Origin of the sequence: Microbacterium sp. NPDC076895 (assembly GCF_040687115.1) — a bacterium.
Taxonomy (GTDB): Bacteria; Actinomycetota; Actinomycetes; order Actinomycetales; family Microbacteriaceae; genus Microbacterium.
In genome coordinates this window covers 1-20,330 of sequence record NZ_JBFBMQ010000014.1, presented here as the reverse complement: position 1 = coordinate 20,330, position 20,330 = coordinate 1, and the positions used below count along the sequence as shown (strand labels likewise).

The window sequence follows — 20,330 nt, the reverse complement described above, 5'->3', positions numbered from 1 at the left end:
AGGAAGAGACACCGAATGAGCAGTGACAAGGTCCGAATCGCCGTCGTGGGCGCGGCAGGCGCCTTCGGCATGAAGCACCTCGACGGCCTGGCTAATATCCCCGACGCAGAGGTGACGGTCGTCAGCGGCACCAAGCCCGAGGCCACGCAGGCCGTCGCCGAAAAGTACGGGGTTGCGAACGCCGTCGTCGGTTACGACGCCGTCCTCGAGCGCGACGATGTGGATGCCATCATTCTCGCCACCCCCACCGGGATGCACGCGTCGCAGACGCAGGCCGCGCTTGCCGCAGGCAAGCACGTGCAGGTCGAGATCCCGCTGGCCGACTCGCTTGCGGATGCCGAAGCCACGCTCGCCGCCGCCGAGGCATCCGATCGCGTCACCATGGTGGGGCACACGCGCCGTTTCAACCCGTCGCACCAGTGGATCCACCAGCGCATCCAGAGCGACCAGTTCCACATCCAGCAGATGGATGTGCAGACCTACTTCTTCCGTCGCACCAATACGAACGCGAAGGGCGAGCCGCGGTCGTGGACCGACCACTTGCTGTGGCACCACGCCGCCCACACCGTCGACCTGTTCGCCTACCAGGCGGGACGCATCGTGCAGGCCAATGCCATCCAGGGCCCGATCCACCCGGAACTCGGGATCGCGATGGACATGTCGATTCAGCTCAAGGCTGAGACCGGTGCGATCTGCACCCTTTCGCTCTCGTTCAACAACGAGGGACCTTTCGGCACGTTCTTCCGCTACATCGGCGACACCGGCACCTACATCGCCCGCTACGACGACCTCGTCAACGGCAAGGAAGAGCCGATCGACGTGTCGCAGGTCGCGGTCAGCATGAACGGCATCGAACTGCAAGACCGCGAGTTCGTGGCTGCAATCCGTGAGGGCCGCGAACCCAACTCGTCAGTGCGGCAGGTCTTCGACTGCTACCGCGTGCTCGGGATGCTGGAGGAGCAGCTCGCATGAACCTGCCCCGCTACGGGCTCGGGTGCATGTCGCTCAGCCACGCGTACGGGGTGGCGCCGTCGCCTGAAGAGGGGCTGCGGTTGTTGCAGACCGCGCTCGACGAAGGCGTCACGTTCTTCGACACCGCGACCCTGTACGGAGGCGGCCGCAACGAGGAGTTGGTCGGCAAGGCCATTGCGGGTCGACGGGATGAGATCATCCTTGCCAGTAAGGGCGGGATGGCGATTGTCGACGGTGCGCGGGTGATCGACGGACGCCCGGAGACGCTCCGGGCGCAGGTGGATGCCTCGCTTCGCCGACTCGGCGTCGACCACATCGATCTCTACTACCTGCACCGCTGGGACAAGTCGGTACCGATTGCCGATAGCGTCGCGGCGCTCGCGGAAGCCAGGGATGCCGGCAAGATCGGAGCCATCGGGCTGTCGGAGGTCTCGGTGGCCAGACTTCGGGAAGCGCAGCAGGTAGCGCCTATCGCCGCGGTGCAAAACGAATACTCCCTGTGGAGCCGCAACGCGGAGCTCGGCATGCTCGAGGCGACGAAGGCCGACGGCGTCGCGCTCGTCGCGTTCTCGCCGGTCGCGCGAGGGTTCCTTGCCGACGCGATCCATGATCCCGACGGGCTCGTGGCGAAAGACATCCGTCGCGGGATGCCGCGGTTCCAGTCGCCGCACTGGGAGGCCAACGCCGCGTTGCTGCCGGCATGGCGCGCTCTCGCTGCCGAGGCAGGGGTGAGCCCTGCCCAGCTCGCCCTCGCGTGGCTGTCGTCGCGAGGCGAGCACGTCGTGCCGATTCCCGGAACGACGAACATCGACCACCTGCGCGAGATCATCGCCGCCGAGCAGCTCGAAGTCGCGCCCGACATCCTGGAGCACGCGGGGCGCCTCATCGACACGGCAACGGTGTCGGGTCCCCGGTACCCGGCGAACAACGCTGTCGAGGTGGATGCCGAGACCTTCGAGGATGCCGCGTGAAGGCGATCTCATCGATGGCGACGCGGCTGCTGCTCGCCGACCTCATGGCGGCCGCCGACGATGCCGGGCTCGGGCACGTCGAGATCGAGTCGGTCGGTGGAGTCGACGCGGCTGACCGGGTCGCCGCCGGCGAAGAGTTCGACCTCGTCTTCCTTGCCGACGGTGCGCTAGCGAAGCTCGCCGCCGGCGGACACGTCGTGGCGGCATCCGTGGCGCCCCTCGTGCTGTCGCAGGTGGCAGTGGGCGCTCCGTCGGGCACTGACGCTCCGGCGACCGCGGTCTCCGATCCCGCATTCCCAGATGCCGCCGCTGTGCGGGAGGCGATTCGGGAGGCGAGGAAGATCGGGTACTCCACGGGGCCGAGCGGTACAGCGCTGGTGTCGATGATTGAGGACTGGGGCTTGAGCGCGGAAGTCGGTGATCGGCTGGTCCAGGCGAGGCCCGGCATCCCTGTCGCGCGCCTTCTCGCCGATGGCGACGTCGATCTCGGCTTTCAGCAGCTGAGTGAGCTCGTCGGCAGCCCGGGTGTCACTGTGCTGGGCGTTTTGCCCCAGGACTGCGCGATCGACACCGTGTTCTCGGGTGCGATTGCCGCGACGTCGTCGGAGCCGGAGGGCGCGGCCGCAATCCTCGCCTTCCTGCGCACCGACGCTGCTCGCGACATCGCGCGCTCGCGCCACTTCGCGCCACCGCCCGCGCCGTAGCGCGCTGGCGGCGTCTTTCAGCTGGGCGCCCCGGCGATAAGAGCGCGGGCAACCCGGTCGCCGGAAACCAGCGCGCCCTGAATCGACGCGGTGTCGCGGTGATCGCCCGCGATGTAGACGCGTTCCGAGAGTCGCGCGCGCGTGACGGTTCGCAGCGGCACTGACTGCGCCGGCAGCGCGTGCGGGATGTCATCGCGTCGCAACAAGCGCCAGTCAGTGGCATCCGTACCCCAGATCTGAGAGGCGTGCCGCCGTACCTGCGCCTCGGTCGGAGAATCGAAGGAACCTCGGTGTGTCGCCGGCGGCAGCAGGCAGGTCGCCTGGACGAGGTGCATGCCCTTCGGCGCATACGAGGGCACGGCGTGCGACATCACCGCCGTGTTCACGACCGGTCCGGCGCGCGTGCCGTCCACCGCGATCATGCCGGATGCCGACGGCGCGGCATCCGTCGCGAACCACCACGTCTGCAGGCCGCGGGTCCTCGGCACGGGAATCGGCGCGAGTCCTGATGCCGCCTCCGGTCCGACGGCGACGATCACCGCGTCAGCGCTCACCGGGTCTGCCCCGGCAACAGCGACCTCGACGCCCGCGGCAGTCTCACGGAGGGCGGTCACGCGACGCTGCACGGCGATTTCGGCGCCGAGCGTCCGGGCGTAGGCGGCGAGCTGTTCGGGAAGGGCCTGGATGCCGCGCTCGGGCAGGCCCGGGCGGCCCAGCGCGAACATGCGAATCAGCAGCCGAACGAAGGCGTCGGAGGTCTCGAAGCTCCCGTCAGCAATGACGCCGGAAAGGAACGGCTCGAGCACCGCGGTTCTCAGCGGGCCGGTCAGTCCGGCACGATCCCACGCCTCATGCACCGGCAGATCGCGGCCGGCGGCGGCTTGGCGGATCACGCGCCGGGGAGCGCTGAGCGCCGTTGCGGCCCAACGCACCAGTCCGGCAACGTCCCGTGGCGCGAGAAGACCACTGCGAAGTGTCGCGGCGAGAATCGACGGATGCCGGCGCGGATCTGCCAGCGTCGCGAGGCCGCGCTCGCGCCGCACCTGCACCCCGACGGGGAACGGCTTCAGGCGTAGCGCCTGAATGTCCACCCAGCGCCGCACCGCGGGATAGGCGGGATTGAGCACTTGGAACCCGCGATCAAGCAGAAAGCCGTCGACGGCGTCAGTGCGCTGCCGGCCACCGACGGTGTCTGCAGCCTCGAGAACGACAACGTCGCGTCCGGCGTGTCCGAGCGTGATCGCTGCCCGAAGTCCTGCCAGCCCGGCACCGACAACGACCACATCATGCTGCGGCGTTCGTGCCATGACTGTCCTCCGGGCTCAGTACTACGACGCTACGGTGCCACGAGTCCCGCGGAACCCATGATCTTCTCGGGCCGCAGCTCGATCGCCACCCGGCGCGGATTGGGCTGCGGCTGCCGGTACCGCGCCGCATAGAGTTCCACGGCGCGCGCGACGGCATCCGGATCGCGCGACACCGTCGCGTGCCCCGCAATGCTCAGCCACTGAGGGCCCGCGATCTGCGCGACGGTAGCGCGACCATCCCGTTCGATGTTGCGCACCTTCTGGCTACCGTCCATCGTGATGATCCGCACCAGACCGTCTGCGAAGCTGAATCCGACCGCGACGACGTGGAGGAGCCCGGAGGGCGCGAGCGTCGACAGTGTTGCGAGGTGGTAGTCCGAGACGAAGCGCTGCCCGTCGTGGGTGAGAGCCGTGGCCATGCCCTCGATCCTGCCGCACCAGCGTCGACAGCGCGCGCCACATCGTGTGAGACTCGGGGCACCATGCCTCCGAATCCCGACGATCTTCGCGATCTCGCGCTCCTGCGCCGCGTCCGGGACCGCATCGACCGCGAGTACGCCGCGCCCCTGGATGTCGAGGAACTCGCCCGGGGCGCCCACATGTCAGCGGGGCACCTGAGCCGAAAGTTCAAGGCGGCCTTCGGCGAGAGCCCGTACTCGTACCTCATGACCCGCCGGATCGAGCGCGCCATGACACTGCTGCGACGGGGACATCTCAGCGTCACCGAGGTGTCGCTGGCGGTGGGTTGCGCGTCCCTCGGCACCTTCAGCACCCGGTTCACCGAGCTCGTCGGAATGCCGCCGAGTGCTTATCGGGCGCTCGCCGAACATGACGCGGCGGGCCTGATTCCCTGTGTCGCGAAACAGGTCACGCGGCCGATCCGGCGCTGACCGCAGCATCCCAGCGCTGAAGCGCGCGCAGCGCGAGAAACGTCACCCACTTCGACGGTTCACCCGGTTCGACGTCCAGGGGGAACCACACTGCGCCCTCGAGTTTGTCGCCTTGCAGCCATCTGCCGTCGGGCTGCCGCGCGTCCCGAACTCTGTCGATGGTCTCGGCAATGCGGAGGTCGGGTCGAACGCCGTCGTGAGCGGCAGCCTCGGAGAAGTAGTCGACGGCCTTCAGCGCCGTATGCGGGTGCCGGTAGGGGTACATCAGCAGATCCGCCCACGTCCCCACCGGCTCGCCCGTCGACAGGCGGTAGCGCAAGCGGCGCTCGAGCAGATACTCCTCCCCGCGATGACGGACCTTCGCCAGGGTGTCATCGCCCGTGAGTTGCTCATACGCCAGGATGCCGCGCACCGGTCCACGGCTGGCCTGGTCCCTCGCCCGTATACCCCGCCGGAAAGTAGGCTCCTCCCGCCCACTGGCCATCGGCATCCTGCACCGCGAGCAGCCGCGCAGCATCGCCCTCGCGAGCCATGATCGCCCGCGTCGCCTGCCACACGTCTTCGGGCGCGCCGATCAGATCGCGCTGAACCTGCCACCGCAGTGTCGGGTCGGAATCCAGCAGCCACCGCTCGAGGTCGTCACGGTTCATGCCCGAAGGCTAGGGCACGCCGCCGACACGCGACAGGGGATCGTGAGGAGTTCCGCGTCGATCAGGAATCGAGAAGCGCAAACCGGATGCGGCGACTACCGTGACCGGTATGCAGACCACGATCCACTCGAGCTTTCTACCCCACCTCGACCCAGAGGAGTCTCTCGCCTTCTATCGGGACGTTCTCGGATATGAGGTGCGGCTGGATGTCGGGTATGAGGACATGCGCTGGATCACGGTGGGCCCGGCCGGCCAGCCCGACACCGCGATCGTGCTGCATCCGCCGGCAGCCACCCCGGGCCTGACCGACCAGGAGCGCACGACGCTGCTTGAGCTGATCACGAAGGGCTCGTACTTCGGGATCAACCTCGCAGCCCGCGACCTCGACGCAACCTTTGCGGCACTCGAGGCCGCCGGCGCCGAGATCGTGCAAGAACCGATCGATCAGGCCTACGGGCTGCGGGACTGCGCGGTGCGTGACCCCGCCGGCAACCTCATCCGCATTCAGCAGCTCACCGACTGACGCGCCGCACTCCCGGGCTCCGGCTCACGCGAAGGCTGCCTCGACGGCTGCCTCGATGTGCAGGCGGGCTGTCGGAAAGACCGGTACGGGGCAGTCCTCCCCCGTCACGAGCAGTTCGATCTCGGTGCAGCCCAGGATGATTCCCTCGGCGCCCTCAGCGACCAGATCCTCGATGATCCGCCGGTACGCGGCGCGGGACTCATCGCTGACGATGCCCATCGCGAGCTCGTCGAAGATCACGCGGTGCACGAGCTCGCGGTCTTCGTCTCCGGGAATCACGACATCCAGGCCATGCTCGGCCAGGCGCTCCCGGTAGAAGGGCTGCTCCATGGTGAACGCGGTCCCGAGGAGCCCGACCCGAGACAGGCCAGCGGTGCGGACTGCAGCTGCGGCGGCATCCGCGATGTGCAGCAGCGGAACATCGATTGCCGCCGAGACCTCGGGCGCGACCTTGTGCATCGTATTGGTGCAGATGAGCACCATGTCGGCACCGGCATCCTGCAATCCACGCGCGTGGCTCGCGAGAAGGTCGGCGGCATCATCCCACCGATCCTCGCGTTGCATGAGGCCGATCTCGGCGAAGTCGACCGAGTCGAGCAGGATCTTCGCCGAGTGCAGACCGCCCATCCGGTCGCGCACTGTCTGGTTCGCGATGCGGTAGTACTCCGCCGTGGATTCCCAGCTCATGCCGCCCAGCAGCCCGATCGTTCTCATGCTCCAACGAGACCACTGGGTGATACCTCAGTACAACGGCATACTTGTATGGCAAAACCAAAGCTGCGCTAATGAATGGGGTGAGATGGAGCCGCACGAAACGCACACCGACCTCGACGCACCGCGGTCACTGCCGGCCCTGGATCCGCGTAGCATCCTGATCTTCCGCGAGGTGGGACGCACCGGATCGCTCACGGGTGCTGCGCAGGTTCTCGGCTGGACCCAGCCCGCGGTGAGCCAGCACGTGAGGCGCCTCGAGGCTGCCGCTGGCGTTCCGCTTCTCGCGCGAGAGGGGCGCGGGGTCGTGGTGACGGATGCCGGGCGTGCTCTGCTGCGCCATGCCGACGCGCTTGCTGCAGCTCTGCACGACGCCGAGCACGAGCTCGCCGACCACGCGCACCTGCGCGCAGGCCGCGTGCGGATCGCATCCTTCCCCTCGGCCAGCGCCACGATCGCGGCGCGTGCCGTGAGCGACCTGGCCGAGAGGTTTCCGGGGATCGATCTGCGGCTGGAGCAGCTCGAACCGCCCGAGGCTCTGCGCGCGCTCGAAGAGGGTGCGTGCGACATCGCGATCGTGTTCGAGTACGACGACGGGCACGTGTCGATACCGGCTGATGCTGACCGCACGCCGCTGGCCGTCGATCCGTTGCAGATCGTTCTTCCCCCCGGGCATCCGCTGACGGCACGAGCAGAAATCCGTCTCGACGACCTTGCCGACGAGCAGTGGGTCACCGGATGCATCAGCTGCCGCCGACACCTGCTGACCTCCACCTCAGCCGCAGGGTTCACTCCCGACATCCGTCACAGCACCGATGACTACGTCGTCGTCCAGGCGCTGGTCGCGACGCGTATGGCAGTTGCCGTGCTGCCGTCCCTCGCGCTGCGTGCGAGCCGGAACCCCGACGTGACAGTCCATCCCCTCGCCGACCATGCCCCGCGCCGGGTCTCGGCGATCACCCGACGCAGTGCCCGGACAGTGCCGTCAGTCGGAGCAGCGCTCGCCGCGATCCAGCGGGCAGCCCAGGCTCTTGAGAGCGCCTGATCTCGACATCCGACCCTGTTTCCTCGTGCCCGCGGAAGAATGGGGCCATGGATGCCGCACCGCGCCCCCTGACCGAGATGCCCGACCCGCAGTACGTGATGGTGGGCGAGGGGTACCGCGTCGCCACCTATTCGTGGGGAGACCCTGACGCCGAGACTGTCCTTGCAGTCCATGGGTTTTCGTCGAGTTGCCGCGACAACTGGGTGAACACGGGGTGGGTGCGTGACCTCACCCGCGCTGGCTTCCGCGTTCTCGGCGTGGATCAGCGCGGTCACGGCGCGAGCGACAAGCCGCACGACCGACGTGCCTACGAGATGCGGGCGTTCATCGACGATCTCGCGACAGTGCTTGACACGTACCTGATCGACTCCGCGCGGTATCTCGGTTACTCCCTCGGTGCGCGGGTCGGATGGCAGCTTGCCGTCGACCGTCCGCAGCTGGTGACCCGCGCGGTGCTCGGGGGCATCCCCGACGGTACGCCGCTTGCCCGGCTCCAGCTCGACCAGGCGAAGGCCTACGTCGCCGACGGCACGCCGGTCACCGACAAGGTGACCAACAACTACGTGACCCTCGCCGAGCGGGTGCCGGGCAATGATCTGTCAGCACTCGTGGCGCTCGCCGAGGGGATGCGGTTCGGTGAGGCGGGCGACCCCGATCCTGGGCGGCCGCCCCAACAGCCGGTGCTCTTCGCCACCGGCAGCGAGGACGCGATTCTTCCTCGATCCCGGCGACTTGCCGACGCGACCCCGAACGGCACCTTCGTCGAGATCCCGGGCCGCCACCACTTCAACACCCCTGGTTCCCGCGACTTCCGCGCCGCGGGCCTCGAGTTCTTCACCGCCACCGACTGACCGCATCCGTCGTCCGTCATCCGGAGCGCCGGCATCCGGCATCCGGGCCTGCCACCGGTCGCAACGGCGCATGGGTGATGCGACGCGCCGGATGATGGATGCCGCGGCGCGGCGTGTCGGCGAAAAGGTGCGCCGTTGCGATGGCCGGGTCGTACCGGATGATGCGCCGTTGCGACCGTCCGGTGCCGCCGGGTGGTTGACTAAGCGCGTGAGCGAGCTTCTCGCGCAGTGGCAGGTGGTCCCCTTCGAGCACGACGGGGTACATCACGACGTCTATTACCGTGGAGACGGGCCTGGAGTCATCCTGGTTCCCGAGCTGCCCGGCGCGACCCCCGAGGTGATCGCCCTCGGCGAGCGCCTGGTCGCGGCGGGATTCCGCGTCGCGATGCCCTCGGTCATCGGTACGCCGGAGCGTCCCATCAGCGGCGGCTACATCGCGGGGTCGGCCCTTCGCATGTGCGTCTCGCGGGAGTTCGCAGCCTTCGCACGCCGCGCTGACCGGCCGATCGCCCACTACCTGCGGGCACTCGCCCGTCACCTGCACGCCGAATGCGGCGGACCAGGCGTTGGCGTGATCGGGATGTGCTTCTCGGGCGGATTCGCGCTGGCCGCTGCCGCGGACGACAGCGTCCTCGCCCCCGTGCTCTCGCAGCCGGCGATGCCGCCTCCGATCGGGGCGGGCCGCGCAGCGACCGGTCTGAGCATCATCGAGGAGGCGGCAGTAAGCCGCCGCGCAGCCGACGGCCTGTGCGCCCTCGGGCTCCGGTTCACGCAGGACCGCAGCGTGCCGCCGCAGCGCTTCGCCGCCTTCGAGCGTCTACTCGGCGATGGCTGGCGTGCGTTCGAGATCGACTCGTCGCCCGGCAACGCTCACGGCATCCCCGCGAACGCGCACTCCGTACTGACGGATGCCTCGGCCGAGGTCCCCGGCCACCCGACTTATCGCGCCAACGAACTGCTGGTCGACTTCCTGCGCGAGCGACTGGCTGGTTGAGCCGCAGGCCGTCAGATCGTGAGGTCGACGGTTCCCTCGTGGGGACCGCCGCACTGCTCGGATCCGCCGACGCGCACCCACTCCGGCGAGATCACGACTTCTGTCAGGAGCGCATCGTCGACGCCGAAGGCGCGAACGGTGACGGGGTCTGGGGTCGACATCCCGAGGTTGAAGTTCCAGGTGCCGCCGTCCCGGTCGACGTAGGACCAGAGGTCAGCCGGGGTGTCGCCGGGGCCCCTGACGCAGGTCTCACCGTCACAGATCTCGAGAGAGGTTACGGACGCGGAATCGCCGTGCACGGTCACGGTGACGTGTAGCCTCGGCACCTGGCGCGCAGCAGCGAACAAGCCAACGCGCGCCGAACGAGCCGGCAGCGCGGGCTGGCTCGACGAGATCGGGCTTGTTCGGGGGGCGGCCGGGTGCGGAGAGCCGTCAGCCGCGGAGCGCCGGGCGGAGCATCGGAACGTGCGGAATGTCGTCCTCCGAGAACGCCGGGCCCGATACCGCGAATCCGAAACGCGCGTACCAGTCCGCGAGCTGGGATTGGGCGTCGAGCACGATCGGCAGGCCAGGTTCGCGCTCCTCGCATCGGGCCACGGCAAGGAGCATGAGCTCCGCCGCGATGCCACGCCCGCGGGCGGCGGCGTCCGTTGCCACACGTCCAATGCGCATCTGCGCCGGGTCGCGCAGGATCCGCAGGGTCGACAGCACCTCGTCGCCGTCGCTCGCCCACATGAGCTCAGCGCCCGGCTCGATGTCGCGGCCGTCGAGTTCGGGGTAGGCCGCGCGCTGCTCGACCACGAACACGCGAAGCCGAAGCCACAGCATCCGGTAGAGCGTCTCGGACGGGATGTCCGCGGCGGCGGCTCGGTGGTACGTGACGGGCATGGCCATACCCTAGAGCCTTCCGCGGCGGGCTCCGGGGCCCGGGCGTCGGCGGCGGGTGGCAGAGTGGATGCATGCAGCAGCGACCCCTCGGAAGAACCGGCCGTCTCGTCTCAGCGATCGGCCTCGGTACGTGGCAGCTCGGCGCCGACTGGGGTGCGGTCGACGAGGATGACGCGCTGGCGGTGCTCGCGGCATCCGCTGATGCTGGGGTGACCCTCTTCGACACCGCCGATGTGTACGGTGACGGCAGGTCGGAGAAGCTCATCGGACGGTTCCTCGCCGAGCGGCCCGATCACGGCATCACCGTGGCCACGAAGATGGGCCGGCGCGTCGACCAGCTGCGCGAGAACTACACCGAGGAGGCCTTCCGCGGCTGGACCGAGCGCTCGCGCGAGAATCTCGGCGTCGACACCCTTGATCTGGTCCAGCTGCACTGCCCGCCGACCGAGGTCATTGCCGCCGACGAACTCTTCGATGCGCTGGACCGCCTCGTCGAAGACGGTCTCGTCGGTGCTTACGGCGTCTCTGTGGAGACGTGCGAGCAGGCGCTCGCCGCGATCGCGCGCCCGGGCGTGACCAACGTGCAGATCATTCTCAATCCGTTCCGCCTGAAGCCGCTCGACGAGGTCCTCCCGGCGGCGGAAGCCGCACATGTCGCGATCTTCGCGCGGGTGCCGCTGGCATCCGGCCTGCTCTCGGGCAAGTACACGACAGCCACGACGTTCGCGAGCGATGACCATCGCTCGTACAACCGTCACGGCGAGGCGTTCGACCGTGGCGAGACCTTCTCGGGCGTCGACTTCGAGGTCGGGATCGCCGCGGCATCCGAGCTGGCGGCCGCGCTGCCCGCGGGAGTCTCGCTTCCCGCCGCGAGCCTCGCCTGGATCGCCGCGCAACCTGGTGTCACCTCCGCGATCCCGGGCGCACGAACCTCCCAGCAGGCCGAAGCCAACGCTGCCGCGGGTGCGTTGCTCGAGCCCGGAGTCTTCGACCTCGACGCATTCGACGCGGCAGTTCACGCCGTCTATGACCGTCACCTGCGCGAAGCGATCCACCCCCTCTGGTGATCCTGCGCTGCTGTCAGCGCGGCCACAGGGGGTGACCGAGAAACCCGGGCCCGCCGAGAAGGCGCGCCGCGGCGAATAGAATCGAGAGTTGTGACCAGCGCTGCACCCCTCCGCACCCTCGAGGTGAGGCATCTTCAGCTGGCGCGAGCCTTCTTCGCCGCGCTGGCAGCGGTCATGATCACTTTCTCACCCGATCACTCGGCGGCGGTCGGTCTCGCCGTGTTCAGCGGCTTCGCGATCGCGACGGGTCTGGTGTGGTTCGCAGCCGTGTGGCTGATCTTCCCGAAGGGCGACCGGTGGGCAGCGGTGCTCCTCGGCATCCTCGCCCTCCTCGCGGGAATGGCAACCGGGATGCCGGGGCTTCGCACCGACACCATGTACTTCGTCGTCGTCATCGCCTGGGCTGTGCTCAGCGGCATCGTCGAGCTGGTCGCGGGAATCCGGGCCCGACGGATGACGCACCTGCCGCGCTCGCAGAGCCGTGATGCCATCACGATCGGCGCCCTCGGCATCCTGCTCGGTCTCGGCCTCCTGGCCGTTCCGGTGCAGTACGCCCTGACCTACACGATCGAAGAAGCGGGACAGACCTTCACCCTGACCGGAATCACCATCGCCGTCGGCATTTTCGGCGGGTACGCGGCGATCGTCGCCGTCTACCTCGGTATCGCCGCGTTCTCGCCGCGCCAGACGGATGCAGAGGCTATCGAGCCCATCGCCGAGGCACCGGCGGAGAGGAAGCCATGACCGACAAGCCCACGCGCCGGGAGATCATGCGCCCCGTACAGCTCCTCGGTCTCGCTTTCGCGGCTGCCCTGTTCGCGGGAATCGTGACGCTCGTGTCGATGGGGTTCTTCCAGCAGATCCCCGCGGAAGACGTGCAGAACGCTCTGGTCGTTGCGCTCATCGTCGCCGGAGTGACCTTCGTGGTCACCCTCGTCGCGCTCGCACTCCTGCTGCTGGCGATCGACCCCGCGCAGGTGACCAAGACCATCGATCGGCCCGTGCTGCTGGACGAGGAGCCCGACGGCGACGCCGCATCGGCGAGCACGCCCGATGACCGCGAGGCCGGCGGCTCGACAGCACCAACCGCCTAGCGCGCGGTCGGGGCTCAGTCGATCTCGGAGACCAGCTCCGACGCGAGACCCGTGTACGTTGCGGGGGTGAGCGCGAGTAGGCGCTCCTTCGCGGCATCTCCGATGTCGAGACCCCGCACGAACTCCGCGAGTTCGGCAGCTCCGACCCGGCGCCCCCGGGTGAGGTCCTTCAGCAGCGCATAGGGGTCGCTGATCTGCGAGCGTCCCGCGACGATCTCGGCGCGCACCACGGTCTGGATCGCCTCGGCCAGCACCTCCCAGTTGCCATCGAGGTCGGCATCCAGCGCGGCTTGCGCGAGCGAGATCTCGGTGAGCCCCCGGGCGAGGTTGTCGAGCGCGAGAAGGGAGTGGCCCAGGGCGACGCCGATGTTGCGCTGCGTCGTCGAGTCGGTGAGATCCCGCTGCAGGCGCGAGGTCACGAGTGTCTGCGCAAGGGTGGCCAGCAGCCCACCCGAGATTTCGAGGTTAGCTTCGGCGTTCTCGAAGCGGATCGGGTTGATCTTGTGCGGCATGGTCGACGAGCCCGTGGCGCCCGCAACGGGGATCTGCGAGAAGTACCCCAGCGAGATATACGTCCACACGTCGGTCGCGAGGTTGTGCAGGATGCCGCCCGCGTGCCGGATCCGGTCGTAGAGCTCGACCTGCCAGTCGTGTGACTCGATTTGGGTCGTAAGCACGTTGAACCCGATCCCGAGCGACTCGATGAACTCCCGCGAGAGAGCAGGCCAGTCGGTGTCGGGCTCTGCGGCGAGGTGGGCTGACCAGGTTCCGGTGGCGCCCGAGAACTTCGCGAGGAACTCGGATGCCGCAATCTGCCGCTCGACGCGCTCGAGCCGCCACACGAAGACGGCAAGTTCCTTGCCCATCGTGGTCGGGGTCGCCGGCTGCCCGTGGGTGCGTGAGAGCATCGGGGCATCCCGGTGGTCGTGGGCGAGCGCCGCGAGCCGGTCGATCACGACGCGGAGTCGGGGCAGCCAGACCTGGGTGACGGCGCGCTGCACCGTGAGGGCGTACGAGGCCGAGTTGATGTCTTCGCTCGTGCAGGCGAAGTGCGTGAGTTCGGCGATGTGCTCGAGCCCGAGCTCGGCGAGCCGGTCGCGCACGAGGTACTCGACGGCCTTCACGTCGTGGCGAGTCACTGCCTCTTTCTCGGCCAGCCATGCGATCTCGTCGGCGCCGAAGCCGCGGTACAGGGCGCGGAGGCGCTCCTTCTGTGCCTCATCGAGCGGTGCCGTGCCGAAGAGCGAGCGGTCGGTGAGGGCGATCAGCCACTCGACCTCGACCTCGACGCGAGCCCGGTTGAGGCCGGACTCCGAGAGGTAGTCGCTCAGGGGTGCCACCGCGGTGCGGTACCGCCCGTCGAGGGGACTCAGCGGCTGCTCGCCGAACGAGATGGCGTCGTGCTCACGGGGCAGGGAGGTCACGGTACTCCTGTCGGATCTGCGGTCCGGGCTCCCGATACGCCGGGCGATGATCGCCTCAGGGCGCGGGGCGAAGCGCCGGCTCCAGCTGGCGGAAGAGTGCGCGGCTGGCGCTCTCGATCATACCGAGCACCTCGTCGAACATCGCTTCGTCGGCGTAGTAGGGGTCGGGCACGTCGAGGGTTTGGGCTGCAGCGTCGAAGGACATCAGCAGGGCGATCTTGTCAGCATCCGCGTCGGAGTGTGCCCAACCCCGCAGGATCCGCTCGTGACTGCGATCGAGTGCCAGCACGAGGTCGCTGCGGTCGAAGTCTGCCCTGCCGAACTGGCGTGCTCGATGGCGGGCGCCGTCGTACCCGCGCCGCGCGAGCGCCTCGATGGTACGTTCGTCGGCGCGCTCGCCGACATGCCAGTCTCCGGTGCCGGCGCTGGTGGAGAGCACACGGTCGCCGACGCCCGCGCTGTCGGCCAGGGCGCGGAACACGACCTCGGCCATGGGAGACCGGCAGATATTGCCGGTACAGACGAAGACGACGCGAAACGGCTCGACGGCGTTCGCAGTCATGCGTTCATTCATACCCCTCCTGCCCGGCGAGCGCATCAGTTCGTCGTCTCCTCCCCGGTTTCGCGGGAGGCCGAACCGTCGACAATACGTCACGGATGCCGCCTCCCGCGCCCCGAGGGTCGGGACCGTGGAGGAATGGATGAGCTCTGGGCGTCGCCAGCGGCCAGCGTCGTGCAGGCACAGCTCGCGGCACTCGCATCGTGGGCTGACGACCTCGCTGCCGACGCGGAGGCGATCGCGCGGGTCGGCGGGTGGGAGACAGCGGCAGTCGCGGAGTTCCAGATCGAGATGGCGAACCTCGTTGCAGCGTTGCGGGGGCTGCGAGAGCGCGCCCTCGATCTTCGTGCTGACGTCGGGGCGCCGCATCCGTGGCCTGCCCTCGGCGGGTACCCCGGATTCGGCCTCGCCGGAGGTGGGGCGTGAGCGATCTTGAGATCCGCAGCGGGGGCGCGATCGCTGTCGACACGGAGGAGCTGCGAGCGGTGGCTGGTCGGCTACGTGCGTTCGGCGTCAGTCTGGGCGAGTTCGCGGACCGAGCGCGCTGGGTGGCGACGGATGCCGCGGCAACCGCGTCCGGGTTCGGCATTGACCTCGAGGCACGGTGGCTGGCGAGCGGCGCCGACCGGGTCGCGGAGCAGCCGGCTGCGCTCGCCGGGGCGCTCGAAAGCCTCGCTGCGGCGTACGAGCTCATCGAACTGCGGGTGCAGCAGGCGGCGGCGACAGCGGCTGGTGATACCGACGCGGCGAGAATTATCGAGGTTCGGATGGCGGTGCTGCAGCAGGACTACCCGGATGCTGCGCATGCCGCCGATGCTGCGCTGGACGGCTGGCGGGGGGACGGGCCGATCGAGATGGCTCGTCAGGTGGCGGCTGCCACGTGGTGGATTCCGGGCATGGCGGTCCCGCTCACGGTGGGTACCGGCGTGCTCTGGAGCGGGGTGGCGCTCGCGGGGCTCGGCCGGATGTCGCGGGCACCCGTATCGCCGGGCGCCCCGGCGGCGGATGCGGGGGCCATCGGAACACCGACCCCCGGCGCGGGGCACCGCAGCGGGACGCGGCATCCTGCGGCAGGTGGCCCGGTGCCCCCGCCGTCGCCCGCGCCGACCACCGTGCGCGCGGTGGCCCCGGCGCCAGTCTCGGGCCCGGTGTCAGGGTTGGCGGATGCCGCGCGTCGCGTGCCCGGTGCCGCCGGAGCGCGGGTGCGCGTCGAACGGTACGCCATGCCCGGCGGCGGGTCGCAGGCGGCTGTCTATGTCGCCGGAACGCAGGCAGTCTCGGGCGGTTCGGGCGACCCGTTCGATATGCGGTCGAACCTCGAGCTGTACCGGGGTGAGCGTTCGGCGTCCCTCGAGTCGGTCGAACTCGCCCTCCGTGAGGCGGGAGTCGATCCGGGCGAGCCGGTTCACGTGTTCGGGCACTCGCAGGGAGCGATGCTCGCTTCGGCTCTTGCGCTCGAAGGCACCTACGACGTGCAGACCCTGATCACGTACGGCTCACCCGTCGAAGCTGCAGTCCCCGACGGCGTGCTCAGTGTCGGCATCCGTCACACCGACGATCCCGTCGCGGGACTCGCCGGCGGCGGTCATGCCGAGACGGTGGGCGCACCGGGCAGTTTCGTTGCCGAGCGCGTGGCCGACCCGGTCGGGGGTGTACAGGACCTCGCCCTGGCTGCGCACGGCATCGAGCGCTACGCCGAAACGGCGGCGATGGTGGATGCCTCGAGCGACCCGCGCGCCGCAGCACTGCGAGATCTGTGGAGCACGCTCGGCTCGGCCGAACGCGTCACCGTCACCGAATACGCCGCGAGTCGCGGCAGCGGCTAACCGTCAGCGGTCAGTCGTTGTTGCGGCGGGGCCGAAGGAGGATGCCGATGAACCAGTTGATGATCGAGATCAGAAGGGCAGCGACCACGCCCCACCAGAAGTCCTCGACCCGCAGACCCCAGTTCCACCACTGCGTGAACCAGGCAGTCAGCCACAGCAGGAAGCCGTTGATCACGAGGGAGATGAGCCCCAGCGTCAGGATGTAGATGGGGAATGCGAGCACCTTGATCACCGTGCCGATGATCGTGTTCACGAGCGCGAAGATGAGCGCCACGAGCAGCAGCGTCAGGACGAGCTGCAGCGTCTCACCCGGGGCGAACGGGATCACGGTGACCCCGAGCGCGGGAATCAGGGTGACGATCCAGATCGACAAGGCATTCACGACGATGCGGACGAGAAAGCTCATGTCCGCAGTCTTTCACGAGGGCGCAGACGGGTAACAGCCCGGTCGCACACTCACCCCGGTCCTAAAATCGCAGAATGACCGACCCCGACCCGATCCCCGTTCGCGTCCGCCCCGCGATCGCGGCCCTGCCGCCCTACAAACAGGGTCGGCAGGCGGCTCCCGACGCATTCAAGCTCTCGAGCAATGAGAATCCGTACGATCCGCTTCCGGGCGTCATCGACGCGATGCGTGCGGTGACCGGGGTCAACCGCTACCCCGACGCGAGCGCGGCGCGGCTGCGCGACCGACTCGCCGCCGACTATGGAGTGAGCCCCGACGCCGTGCACATCGGCGCCGGAAGCGTCTCGCTCATCGCGCAACTCATCTCGGCGACCGCCGGGCCCGGCGACGAGGTGGTCTACGCGTGGCGATCGTTCGAGGCCTACCCCTCCCTCGTGGAGGTGTCGGGCGCGACATCCGTACGCATACCGCTCACCCCGGATGCGGGCCACGATCTGGCAGCGATGGCGGATGCCGTCACCGACCGCACCCGCATGATGCTGGTGTGCAGCCCCAACAATCCGACCGGACCCGTGGTCACGCAGTCCGCCTTCGACGACTTCGTCACACGTGTCCCCCGCGACGTACTGATCGTGCTCGATGAGGCGTACGCGGAGTTCGTGACGGCCCCGGATGCCGTCGACGGGGTGCGGGTGCTGCAGGCGGGGCATCCGAATGTCGTCGTGCTACGCACGTTCTCGAAGGCCTACGGTCTCGCGGGGCTGCGCGTCGGCTACGGGATCGGTCACCCTCGAGTGCTGGATGCCGCGCGCAGCACCGCGATTCCACTGTCGGTCACTGCCCACGCCGAAGAGGCTGCCCTCGCGAGCCTTGACGCGCGCGCCGAGTTGCTTGAGCGCGTCGCCGAGATCACCGAGCGCCGCGATGCGCTCGCGGCTGGCCTGCGTGAGCAGGGATGGCGGGTCCCCGACGCCCAAGGAAACTTCGTGTGGCTGGCCACGGGACCCGACACGCTGGCGGTGGCTGATGCCTTCCACGACGGCGGAATCGTCGTCCGGCCGTTCGCGGGCGAGGGGGTGCGCATATCCGTCGGAGAGCATGAGTCTGTGGACAGAGTGCTACGGATCGCGGGTTCCGTTGTAGAGGACCTCCCGGAAGGGCACCCCGCACGCGGGTAGCGTAGGGACCGTGACCCAGCCAGAAGAACCTGAGCTCGTCCGCATCCTCGCCGCTGACGGCTCCCTCGCGCCCAATCCGGCAGCGGAGCCCTACCTCGATCTCGTGAACGGGCTTGCCGACTCGGACCTCGAGACGCTGTACCGCGACATGGTCGTGATCCGCGCGATCGACCGACAGGCGACGAATCTTCAGCGCCAGGGTCAGCTTGCCCTCTGGCCACCGAGTCTCGGGCAGGAGGCAGCGCAGGTCGGCTCCGCTCGCGCGGCCCGACCGCAGGATCACCTCTTCCCCTCCTACCGCGAACACGTCGTCACCCGCATCCGTGGCGTCGACCCGATCGGCATCATCAGACTGATGCGCGGACTCTCACACGGCGGATGGGACCCGGCAGACCCCTCGAACGGCAACACCCACATCTACACGCTGGTGCTCGGGGCCCAGACGCTGCACGCCACGGGCTACGGCATGGGCCTGGTCTTCGACGGACGCTGTGGCACCGGCGACCTCGACCGTGACGAAGCCGTCATCGTCTACTACGGCGACGGCGCCTCCAGCCAGGGTGATGTGCACGAGGCGATGGTCTTCGCCGCGAGCTACCGCACACCCGAAGTCTTCTTCCTGCAGAACAACCAGTGGGCCATCTCCGTACCCGTCGCAACCCAGTCCCGCACGCCCCTCGTGCGGCGCGGCGAGGGCTACGGGATGCCGAGCATCCGCATCGACGGCAACGATGTGCTCGCCAGCTACGCCGTCACTCGGCGTGCCCTCGACGAGGCGCGGAGCGGCGAAGGGCCCCGCGCGATCGAGGCGATGACCTACCGGATCGGGGCCCACACCACGAGCGACGACCCCACGAAGTACCGCACCTCCGACGAGGAACAGTCGTGGGCACAGCGGGACCCGATCGCACGGATGCGGGCCTTCCTCGAGAATCGCGGCGCCCCCTTCACCCTCTTCGACGAGGTGGATGCCGAGGCCGCCGCTGCCGCCGACGATCTGCGCGTGCGCACGAATGAGCTCGGCGGACTGGAACGCGACTCGATGTTCGCTCACGTCTATACCGACCCGCATCCGCTGATGGACGAGCAACGCCGCTGGCTTGCCGAGTACGAGGCATCCTTCGAGGGAGGCACCCGATGACCACCGTCTCGACCTCCACTGACACGGCGACAGCTGCGACGGCGGCTCCGGTCTCCGGACCCATGCCGCTCGGGCGAGCGCTGAATGCCGGCATGCGACAGGCTCTGGCCACGAACGACCGCGTCCTGCTCATGGGTGAAGACATCGGCCGGCTCGGCGGTGTGTTCCGGGTGACCGAGGGTCTGCAGGCAGAGTTCGGCGAGCGGCGCGTGCTCGACACGCCCCTGGCCGAGTCCGGCATCGTCGGCACGGCCATCGGGCTGGCGCTTGCCGGATTCCGTCCGGTGTGCGAGATCCAGTTCGACGGATTCGTGTTCCCCGCGTTCGATCAGATCACCTCGCAGCTGGCCAAGATGACCAACCGCCTCGAGGGCGCAGTCCCGATGCCCGTCGTCATCCGTATCCCGTACGGCGGGCACATCGGCGCGATCGAGCACCACCAGGAAAGCCCCGAAGCTTACTTCACGCACACGCCGGGGCTGCGGGTGGTGAGCCCGGCCACCGCAGGAGATGCGTACTGGATGATTCAGGAGGCAATCGCCTCGAACGATCCGGTGATCTTCCTCGAGCCGAAGAGCGCGTACTGGCACAAGGGTGAGGTGGACACCACTGCCCCGGCGCTGCCGCTGCACGCCTCTCGCGTCGTTCGCCGCGGCACCGATGTCACCCTCGTCGGCCACGGAGCGATGGTCGGTACCTTGCTGCAGGCGGCGGCACTCGCCGAGTCCGAGGGCACGAGCTGCGAGGTCGTCGACCTGCGCTCGCTCTCGCCGGTTGACTACGGTCCGATCCTGGACTCGGTCCGCCGCACGGGACGCATGGTCTACGCCCAGGAGGCCCCTGGGTTCACGAGCCTCGGCAGCGAGATCGCCGCGACCGTGACTGAGCGCGCGTTTTTCTCGCTCGAGGCGCCGGTACTGCGGGTGTCGGCGTTCGATACCCCGTTCCCGCCCGCCAAGCTCGAGGGTACGTACCTCCCGGATGCCGACCGCATCCTCGAAGCCGTCGACCGCGCCCTCGCTTACTGAGCGCCGCGAAAGGAATCTCAATTGGCTTGTCAAGCGGCGATGGGCGTGGTGGGTGGTGATTCCTGATGGAAGGTTGTGCCGTCGCGCAGGAGTGCCCAGAT

The 20,330-nt window shown here is 68.7% G+C and carries 24 protein-coding genes and 1 pseudogene; 16 read left to right on the top strand and 9 right to left on the bottom strand.

What is annotated here, in order from left to right:
• The first annotated feature begins 15 nt into the window (after window positions 1-15).
• Genes AB0O89_RS11975 through AB0O89_RS11965 form a run of 3 tightly spaced genes read left to right on the top strand, consistent with a single transcriptional unit; the run spans window position 16 to window position 2,647 of the window.
• Window positions 16-972 carry a Gfo/Idh/MocA family oxidoreductase gene (locus AB0O89_RS11975; RefSeq protein WP_363497835.1) on the top strand — a complete coding sequence of 319 codons (957 nt, stop codon included), beginning with the start codon at window positions 16-18 and terminating at the stop codon, window positions 970-972.
• Window positions 969-1,943 carry an aldo/keto reductase gene (locus AB0O89_RS11970; protein ID WP_363497832.1) on the top strand — a complete coding sequence of 325 codons (975 nt, stop codon included), beginning with the start codon at window positions 969-971 and terminating at the stop codon, window positions 1,941-1,943. Before AB0O89_RS11975 ends, AB0O89_RS11970 begins: the two co-directional genes overlap by 4 nt.
• Window positions 1,940-2,647, top strand: a complete 708-nt coding sequence (locus AB0O89_RS11965; RefSeq protein WP_363497830.1) for a substrate-binding domain-containing protein — start codon at window positions 1,940-1,942, stop codon at window positions 2,645-2,647. Before AB0O89_RS11970 ends, AB0O89_RS11965 begins: the two co-directional genes overlap by 4 nt.
• Window positions 2,648-2,664: 17 nt before the next feature.
• Here the strand turns inward: AB0O89_RS11965 and AB0O89_RS11960 are convergent, their stop codons facing one another.
• Window positions 2,665-3,954: an NAD(P)/FAD-dependent oxidoreductase gene (locus tag AB0O89_RS11960; RefSeq protein WP_363497827.1), complete on the bottom strand. Its 1,290-nt coding sequence runs from the start codon at window positions 3,952-3,954 to the stop codon at window positions 2,665-2,667.
• A 29-nt stretch (window positions 3,955-3,983) separates the two neighbouring features.
• The gene (locus AB0O89_RS11955) at window positions 3,984-4,373 is read right to left on the bottom strand and encodes a TIGR03618 family F420-dependent PPOX class oxidoreductase (protein ID WP_228179403.1); all 390 of its coding nucleotides are present in this window, start codon (window positions 4,371-4,373) and stop codon (window positions 3,984-3,986) included.
• Between the two features lie 63 nt (window positions 4,374-4,436).
• Between AB0O89_RS11955 and AB0O89_RS11950 the strand changes: the two genes are divergently transcribed.
• Window positions 4,437-4,844 (top strand): helix-turn-helix transcriptional regulator, encoded by a 408-nt coding sequence (locus AB0O89_RS11950; RefSeq protein WP_363497824.1) that lies wholly within the window; start codon window positions 4,437-4,439, stop codon window positions 4,842-4,844.
• Here the strand turns inward: AB0O89_RS11950 and AB0O89_RS11945 are convergent.
• Window positions 4,822-5,494, bottom strand: a pseudogene (locus tag AB0O89_RS11945) (hypothetical protein). The gene AB0O89_RS11950 and the pseudogene AB0O89_RS11945 sit on opposite strands and share 23 nt — an antisense overlap.
• A gap of 109 nt (window positions 5,495-5,603) precedes the next feature.
• Between AB0O89_RS11945 and AB0O89_RS11940 the strand changes: the two are divergent.
• Complete coding sequence (locus AB0O89_RS11940; RefSeq protein WP_363497822.1) at window positions 5,604-6,017, top strand: VOC family protein; 414 nt, start codon at window positions 5,604-5,606, stop codon at window positions 6,015-6,017.
• A gap of 24 nt (window positions 6,018-6,041) precedes the next feature.
• Here the strand turns inward: AB0O89_RS11940 and AB0O89_RS11935 are convergent, their stop codons facing one another.
• Entirely contained in the window at window positions 6,042-6,731 is a 690-nt protein-coding gene (locus AB0O89_RS11935) for an aspartate/glutamate racemase family protein (protein ID WP_363497819.1), read from the bottom strand.
• Window positions 6,732-6,816: 85 nt separating this feature from the next.
• Here AB0O89_RS11935 and AB0O89_RS11930 point away from each other — a divergent pair, with 85 nt between their 5' ends.
• The 3 genes from AB0O89_RS11930 to AB0O89_RS11920 all read left to right on the top strand — a co-directional run bounded on the left by AB0O89_RS11930 (window position 6,817) and on the right by AB0O89_RS11920 (window position 9,618).
• Window positions 6,817-7,773: a LysR family transcriptional regulator gene (locus AB0O89_RS11930; protein WP_363497816.1), complete on the top strand. Its 957-nt coding sequence runs from the start codon at window positions 6,817-6,819 to the stop codon at window positions 7,771-7,773.
• Between the two features lie 47 nt (window positions 7,774-7,820).
• Complete coding sequence (locus AB0O89_RS11925) at window positions 7,821-8,624, top strand: alpha/beta fold hydrolase (RefSeq protein ID WP_363497813.1); 804 nt, start codon at window positions 7,821-7,823, stop codon at window positions 8,622-8,624.
• A gap of 70 nt (window positions 8,625-8,694) precedes the next feature.
• Window positions 8,695-9,618: a dienelactone hydrolase family protein gene (locus AB0O89_RS11920; protein ID WP_363497810.1), complete on the top strand. Its 924-nt coding sequence runs from the start codon at window positions 8,695-8,697 to the stop codon at window positions 9,616-9,618.
• Window positions 9,619-9,629: 11 nt separating this feature from the next.
• Here AB0O89_RS11920 and AB0O89_RS11915 read toward each other — a convergent pair whose 3' ends face one another.
• Both AB0O89_RS11915 and AB0O89_RS11910 read right to left on the bottom strand, forming a co-directional pair.
• Window positions 9,630-9,923: a hypothetical protein gene (locus tag AB0O89_RS11915; RefSeq protein ID WP_363497807.1), complete on the bottom strand. Its 294-nt coding sequence runs from the start codon at window positions 9,921-9,923 to the stop codon at window positions 9,630-9,632.
• Between the two features lie 127 nt (window positions 9,924-10,050).
• On the bottom strand, window positions 10,051-10,506 hold the full coding sequence (locus tag AB0O89_RS11910) for a GNAT family N-acetyltransferase (RefSeq protein ID WP_363497804.1): 456 nt from the start codon (window positions 10,504-10,506) through the stop codon (window positions 10,051-10,053).
• Between the two features lie 71 nt (window positions 10,507-10,577).
• Here AB0O89_RS11910 and AB0O89_RS11905 point away from each other — a divergent pair, with 71 nt between their 5' ends.
• From AB0O89_RS11905 to AB0O89_RS11895, 3 genes are all read left to right on the top strand, one after another.
• Window positions 10,578-11,573, top strand: a complete 996-nt coding sequence (locus AB0O89_RS11905; protein ID WP_363497801.1) for an aldo/keto reductase — start codon at window positions 10,578-10,580, stop codon at window positions 11,571-11,573.
• Window positions 11,574-11,663: 90 nt separating this feature from the next.
• Window positions 11,664-12,317 (top strand): acyl-CoA synthetase, encoded by a 654-nt coding sequence (locus AB0O89_RS11900; protein WP_363497798.1) that lies wholly within the window; start codon window positions 11,664-11,666, stop codon window positions 12,315-12,317.
• Entirely contained in the window at window positions 12,314-12,667 is a 354-nt protein-coding gene (locus AB0O89_RS11895) for an amino acid transporter (RefSeq protein ID WP_292706970.1), read from the top strand. The genes AB0O89_RS11900 and AB0O89_RS11895 overlap by 4 nt, the downstream gene beginning before the upstream one ends.
• 14 nt (window positions 12,668-12,681) lie before the next feature.
• On the opposite strand, the gene purB is transcribed toward AB0O89_RS11895, so the two are convergent.
• On the bottom strand, window positions 12,682-14,091 hold the full coding sequence (purB, locus tag AB0O89_RS11890) for an adenylosuccinate lyase (RefSeq protein ID WP_363497795.1): 1,410 nt from the start codon (window positions 14,089-14,091) through the stop codon (window positions 12,682-12,684).
• A 55-nt stretch (window positions 14,092-14,146) separates the two neighbouring features.
• A complete protein-coding gene (locus AB0O89_RS11885; protein ID WP_300590964.1) occupies window positions 14,147-14,653 on the bottom strand; it encodes a low molecular weight protein-tyrosine-phosphatase in 507 nt (168 codons plus the stop codon).
• A 135-nt stretch (window positions 14,654-14,788) separates the two neighbouring features.
• Between AB0O89_RS11885 and AB0O89_RS11880 the strand changes: the two genes are divergently transcribed.
• A complete protein-coding gene (locus tag AB0O89_RS11880) occupies window positions 14,789-15,076 on the top strand; it encodes a hypothetical protein (RefSeq protein ID WP_363497791.1) in 288 nt (95 codons plus the stop codon).
• Window positions 15,073-16,476, top strand: coding sequence for a hypothetical protein (locus AB0O89_RS11875; protein WP_363497788.1), 1,404 nt, complete (start codon window positions 15,073-15,075; stop codon window positions 16,474-16,476). The genes AB0O89_RS11880 and AB0O89_RS11875 overlap by 4 nt, the downstream gene beginning before the upstream one ends.
• A gap of 10 nt (window positions 16,477-16,486) precedes the next feature.
• Here AB0O89_RS11875 and AB0O89_RS11870 read toward each other — a convergent pair whose 3' ends face one another.
• Complete coding sequence (locus tag AB0O89_RS11870; RefSeq protein WP_363497785.1) at window positions 16,487-16,882, bottom strand: phage holin family protein; 396 nt, start codon at window positions 16,880-16,882, stop codon at window positions 16,487-16,489.
• A 74-nt stretch (window positions 16,883-16,956) separates the two neighbouring features.
• Here AB0O89_RS11870 and AB0O89_RS11865 point away from each other — a divergent pair, with 74 nt between their 5' ends.
• The 3 genes from AB0O89_RS11865 to AB0O89_RS11855 all read left to right on the top strand — a co-directional run bounded on the left by AB0O89_RS11865 (window position 16,957) and on the right by AB0O89_RS11855 (window position 20,229).
• Window positions 16,957-18,060, top strand: coding sequence for a histidinol-phosphate transaminase (locus tag AB0O89_RS11865; RefSeq protein WP_363497782.1), 1,104 nt, complete (start codon window positions 16,957-16,959; stop codon window positions 18,058-18,060).
• A 10-nt stretch (window positions 18,061-18,070) separates the two neighbouring features.
• Window positions 18,071-19,201 carry a thiamine pyrophosphate-dependent enzyme gene (locus AB0O89_RS11860; RefSeq protein ID WP_363497779.1) on the top strand — a complete coding sequence of 377 codons (1,131 nt, stop codon included), beginning with the start codon at window positions 18,071-18,073 and terminating at the stop codon, window positions 19,199-19,201.
• 62 nt (window positions 19,202-19,263) lie between these two features.
• The gene (locus AB0O89_RS11855) at window positions 19,264-20,229 is read left to right on the top strand and encodes an alpha-ketoacid dehydrogenase subunit beta (protein ID WP_363497989.1); all 966 of its coding nucleotides are present in this window, start codon (window positions 19,264-19,266) and stop codon (window positions 20,227-20,229) included.
• Window positions 20,230-20,330 lie beyond the last annotated feature (101 nt).

Coding starts and splice junctions, on each gene's coding strand:
- AB0O89_RS11975 (WP_363497835.1), top strand. CDS start 16: ATGAGCAGTGACAAGGTCCGAATCGCCGTCGTGGGCGCGGCAGGCGCC.
- AB0O89_RS11970 (WP_363497832.1), top strand. CDS start 969: ATGAACCTGCCCCGCTACGGGCTCGGGTGCATGTCGCTCAGCCACGCG.
- AB0O89_RS11960 (WP_363497827.1), bottom strand. CDS start 3,954: ATGGCACGAACGCCGCAGCATGATGTGGTCGTTGTCGGTGCCGGGCTG.
- AB0O89_RS11955 (WP_228179403.1), bottom strand. CDS start 4,373: ATGGCCACGGCTCTCACCCACGACGGGCAGCGCTTCGTCTCGGACTAC.
- AB0O89_RS11950 (WP_363497824.1), top strand. CDS start 4,437: ATGCCTCCGAATCCCGACGATCTTCGCGATCTCGCGCTCCTGCGCCGC.
- AB0O89_RS11940 (WP_363497822.1), top strand. CDS start 5,604: ATGCAGACCACGATCCACTCGAGCTTTCTACCCCACCTCGACCCAGAG.
- AB0O89_RS11935 (WP_363497819.1), bottom strand. CDS start 6,731: ATGAGAACGATCGGGCTGCTGGGCGGCATGAGCTGGGAATCCACGGCG.
- AB0O89_RS11930 (WP_363497816.1), top strand. CDS start 6,817: ATGGAGCCGCACGAAACGCACACCGACCTCGACGCACCGCGGTCACTG.
- AB0O89_RS11925 (WP_363497813.1), top strand. CDS start 7,821: ATGGATGCCGCACCGCGCCCCCTGACCGAGATGCCCGACCCGCAGTAC.
- AB0O89_RS11920 (WP_363497810.1), top strand. CDS start 8,695: ATGGGTGATGCGACGCGCCGGATGATGGATGCCGCGGCGCGGCGTGTC.
- AB0O89_RS11910 (WP_363497804.1), bottom strand. CDS start 10,506: ATGCCCGTCACGTACCACCGAGCCGCCGCCGCGGACATCCCGTCCGAG.
- AB0O89_RS11905 (WP_363497801.1), top strand. CDS start 10,578: ATGCAGCAGCGACCCCTCGGAAGAACCGGCCGTCTCGTCTCAGCGATC.
- AB0O89_RS11895 (WP_292706970.1), top strand. CDS start 12,314: ATGACCGACAAGCCCACGCGCCGGGAGATCATGCGCCCCGTACAGCTC.
- AB0O89_RS11885 (WP_300590964.1), bottom strand. CDS start 14,653: ATGACTGCGAACGCCGTCGAGCCGTTTCGCGTCGTCTTCGTCTGTACC.
- AB0O89_RS11880 (WP_363497791.1), top strand. CDS start 14,789: ATGGATGAGCTCTGGGCGTCGCCAGCGGCCAGCGTCGTGCAGGCACAG.
- AB0O89_RS11870 (WP_363497785.1), bottom strand. CDS start 16,882: ATGAGCTTTCTCGTCCGCATCGTCGTGAATGCCTTGTCGATCTGGATC.
- AB0O89_RS11865 (WP_363497782.1), top strand. CDS start 16,957: ATGACCGACCCCGACCCGATCCCCGTTCGCGTCCGCCCCGCGATCGCG.
- AB0O89_RS11855 (WP_363497989.1), top strand. CDS start 19,264: ATGCCGCTCGGGCGAGCGCTGAATGCCGGCATGCGACAGGCTCTGGCC.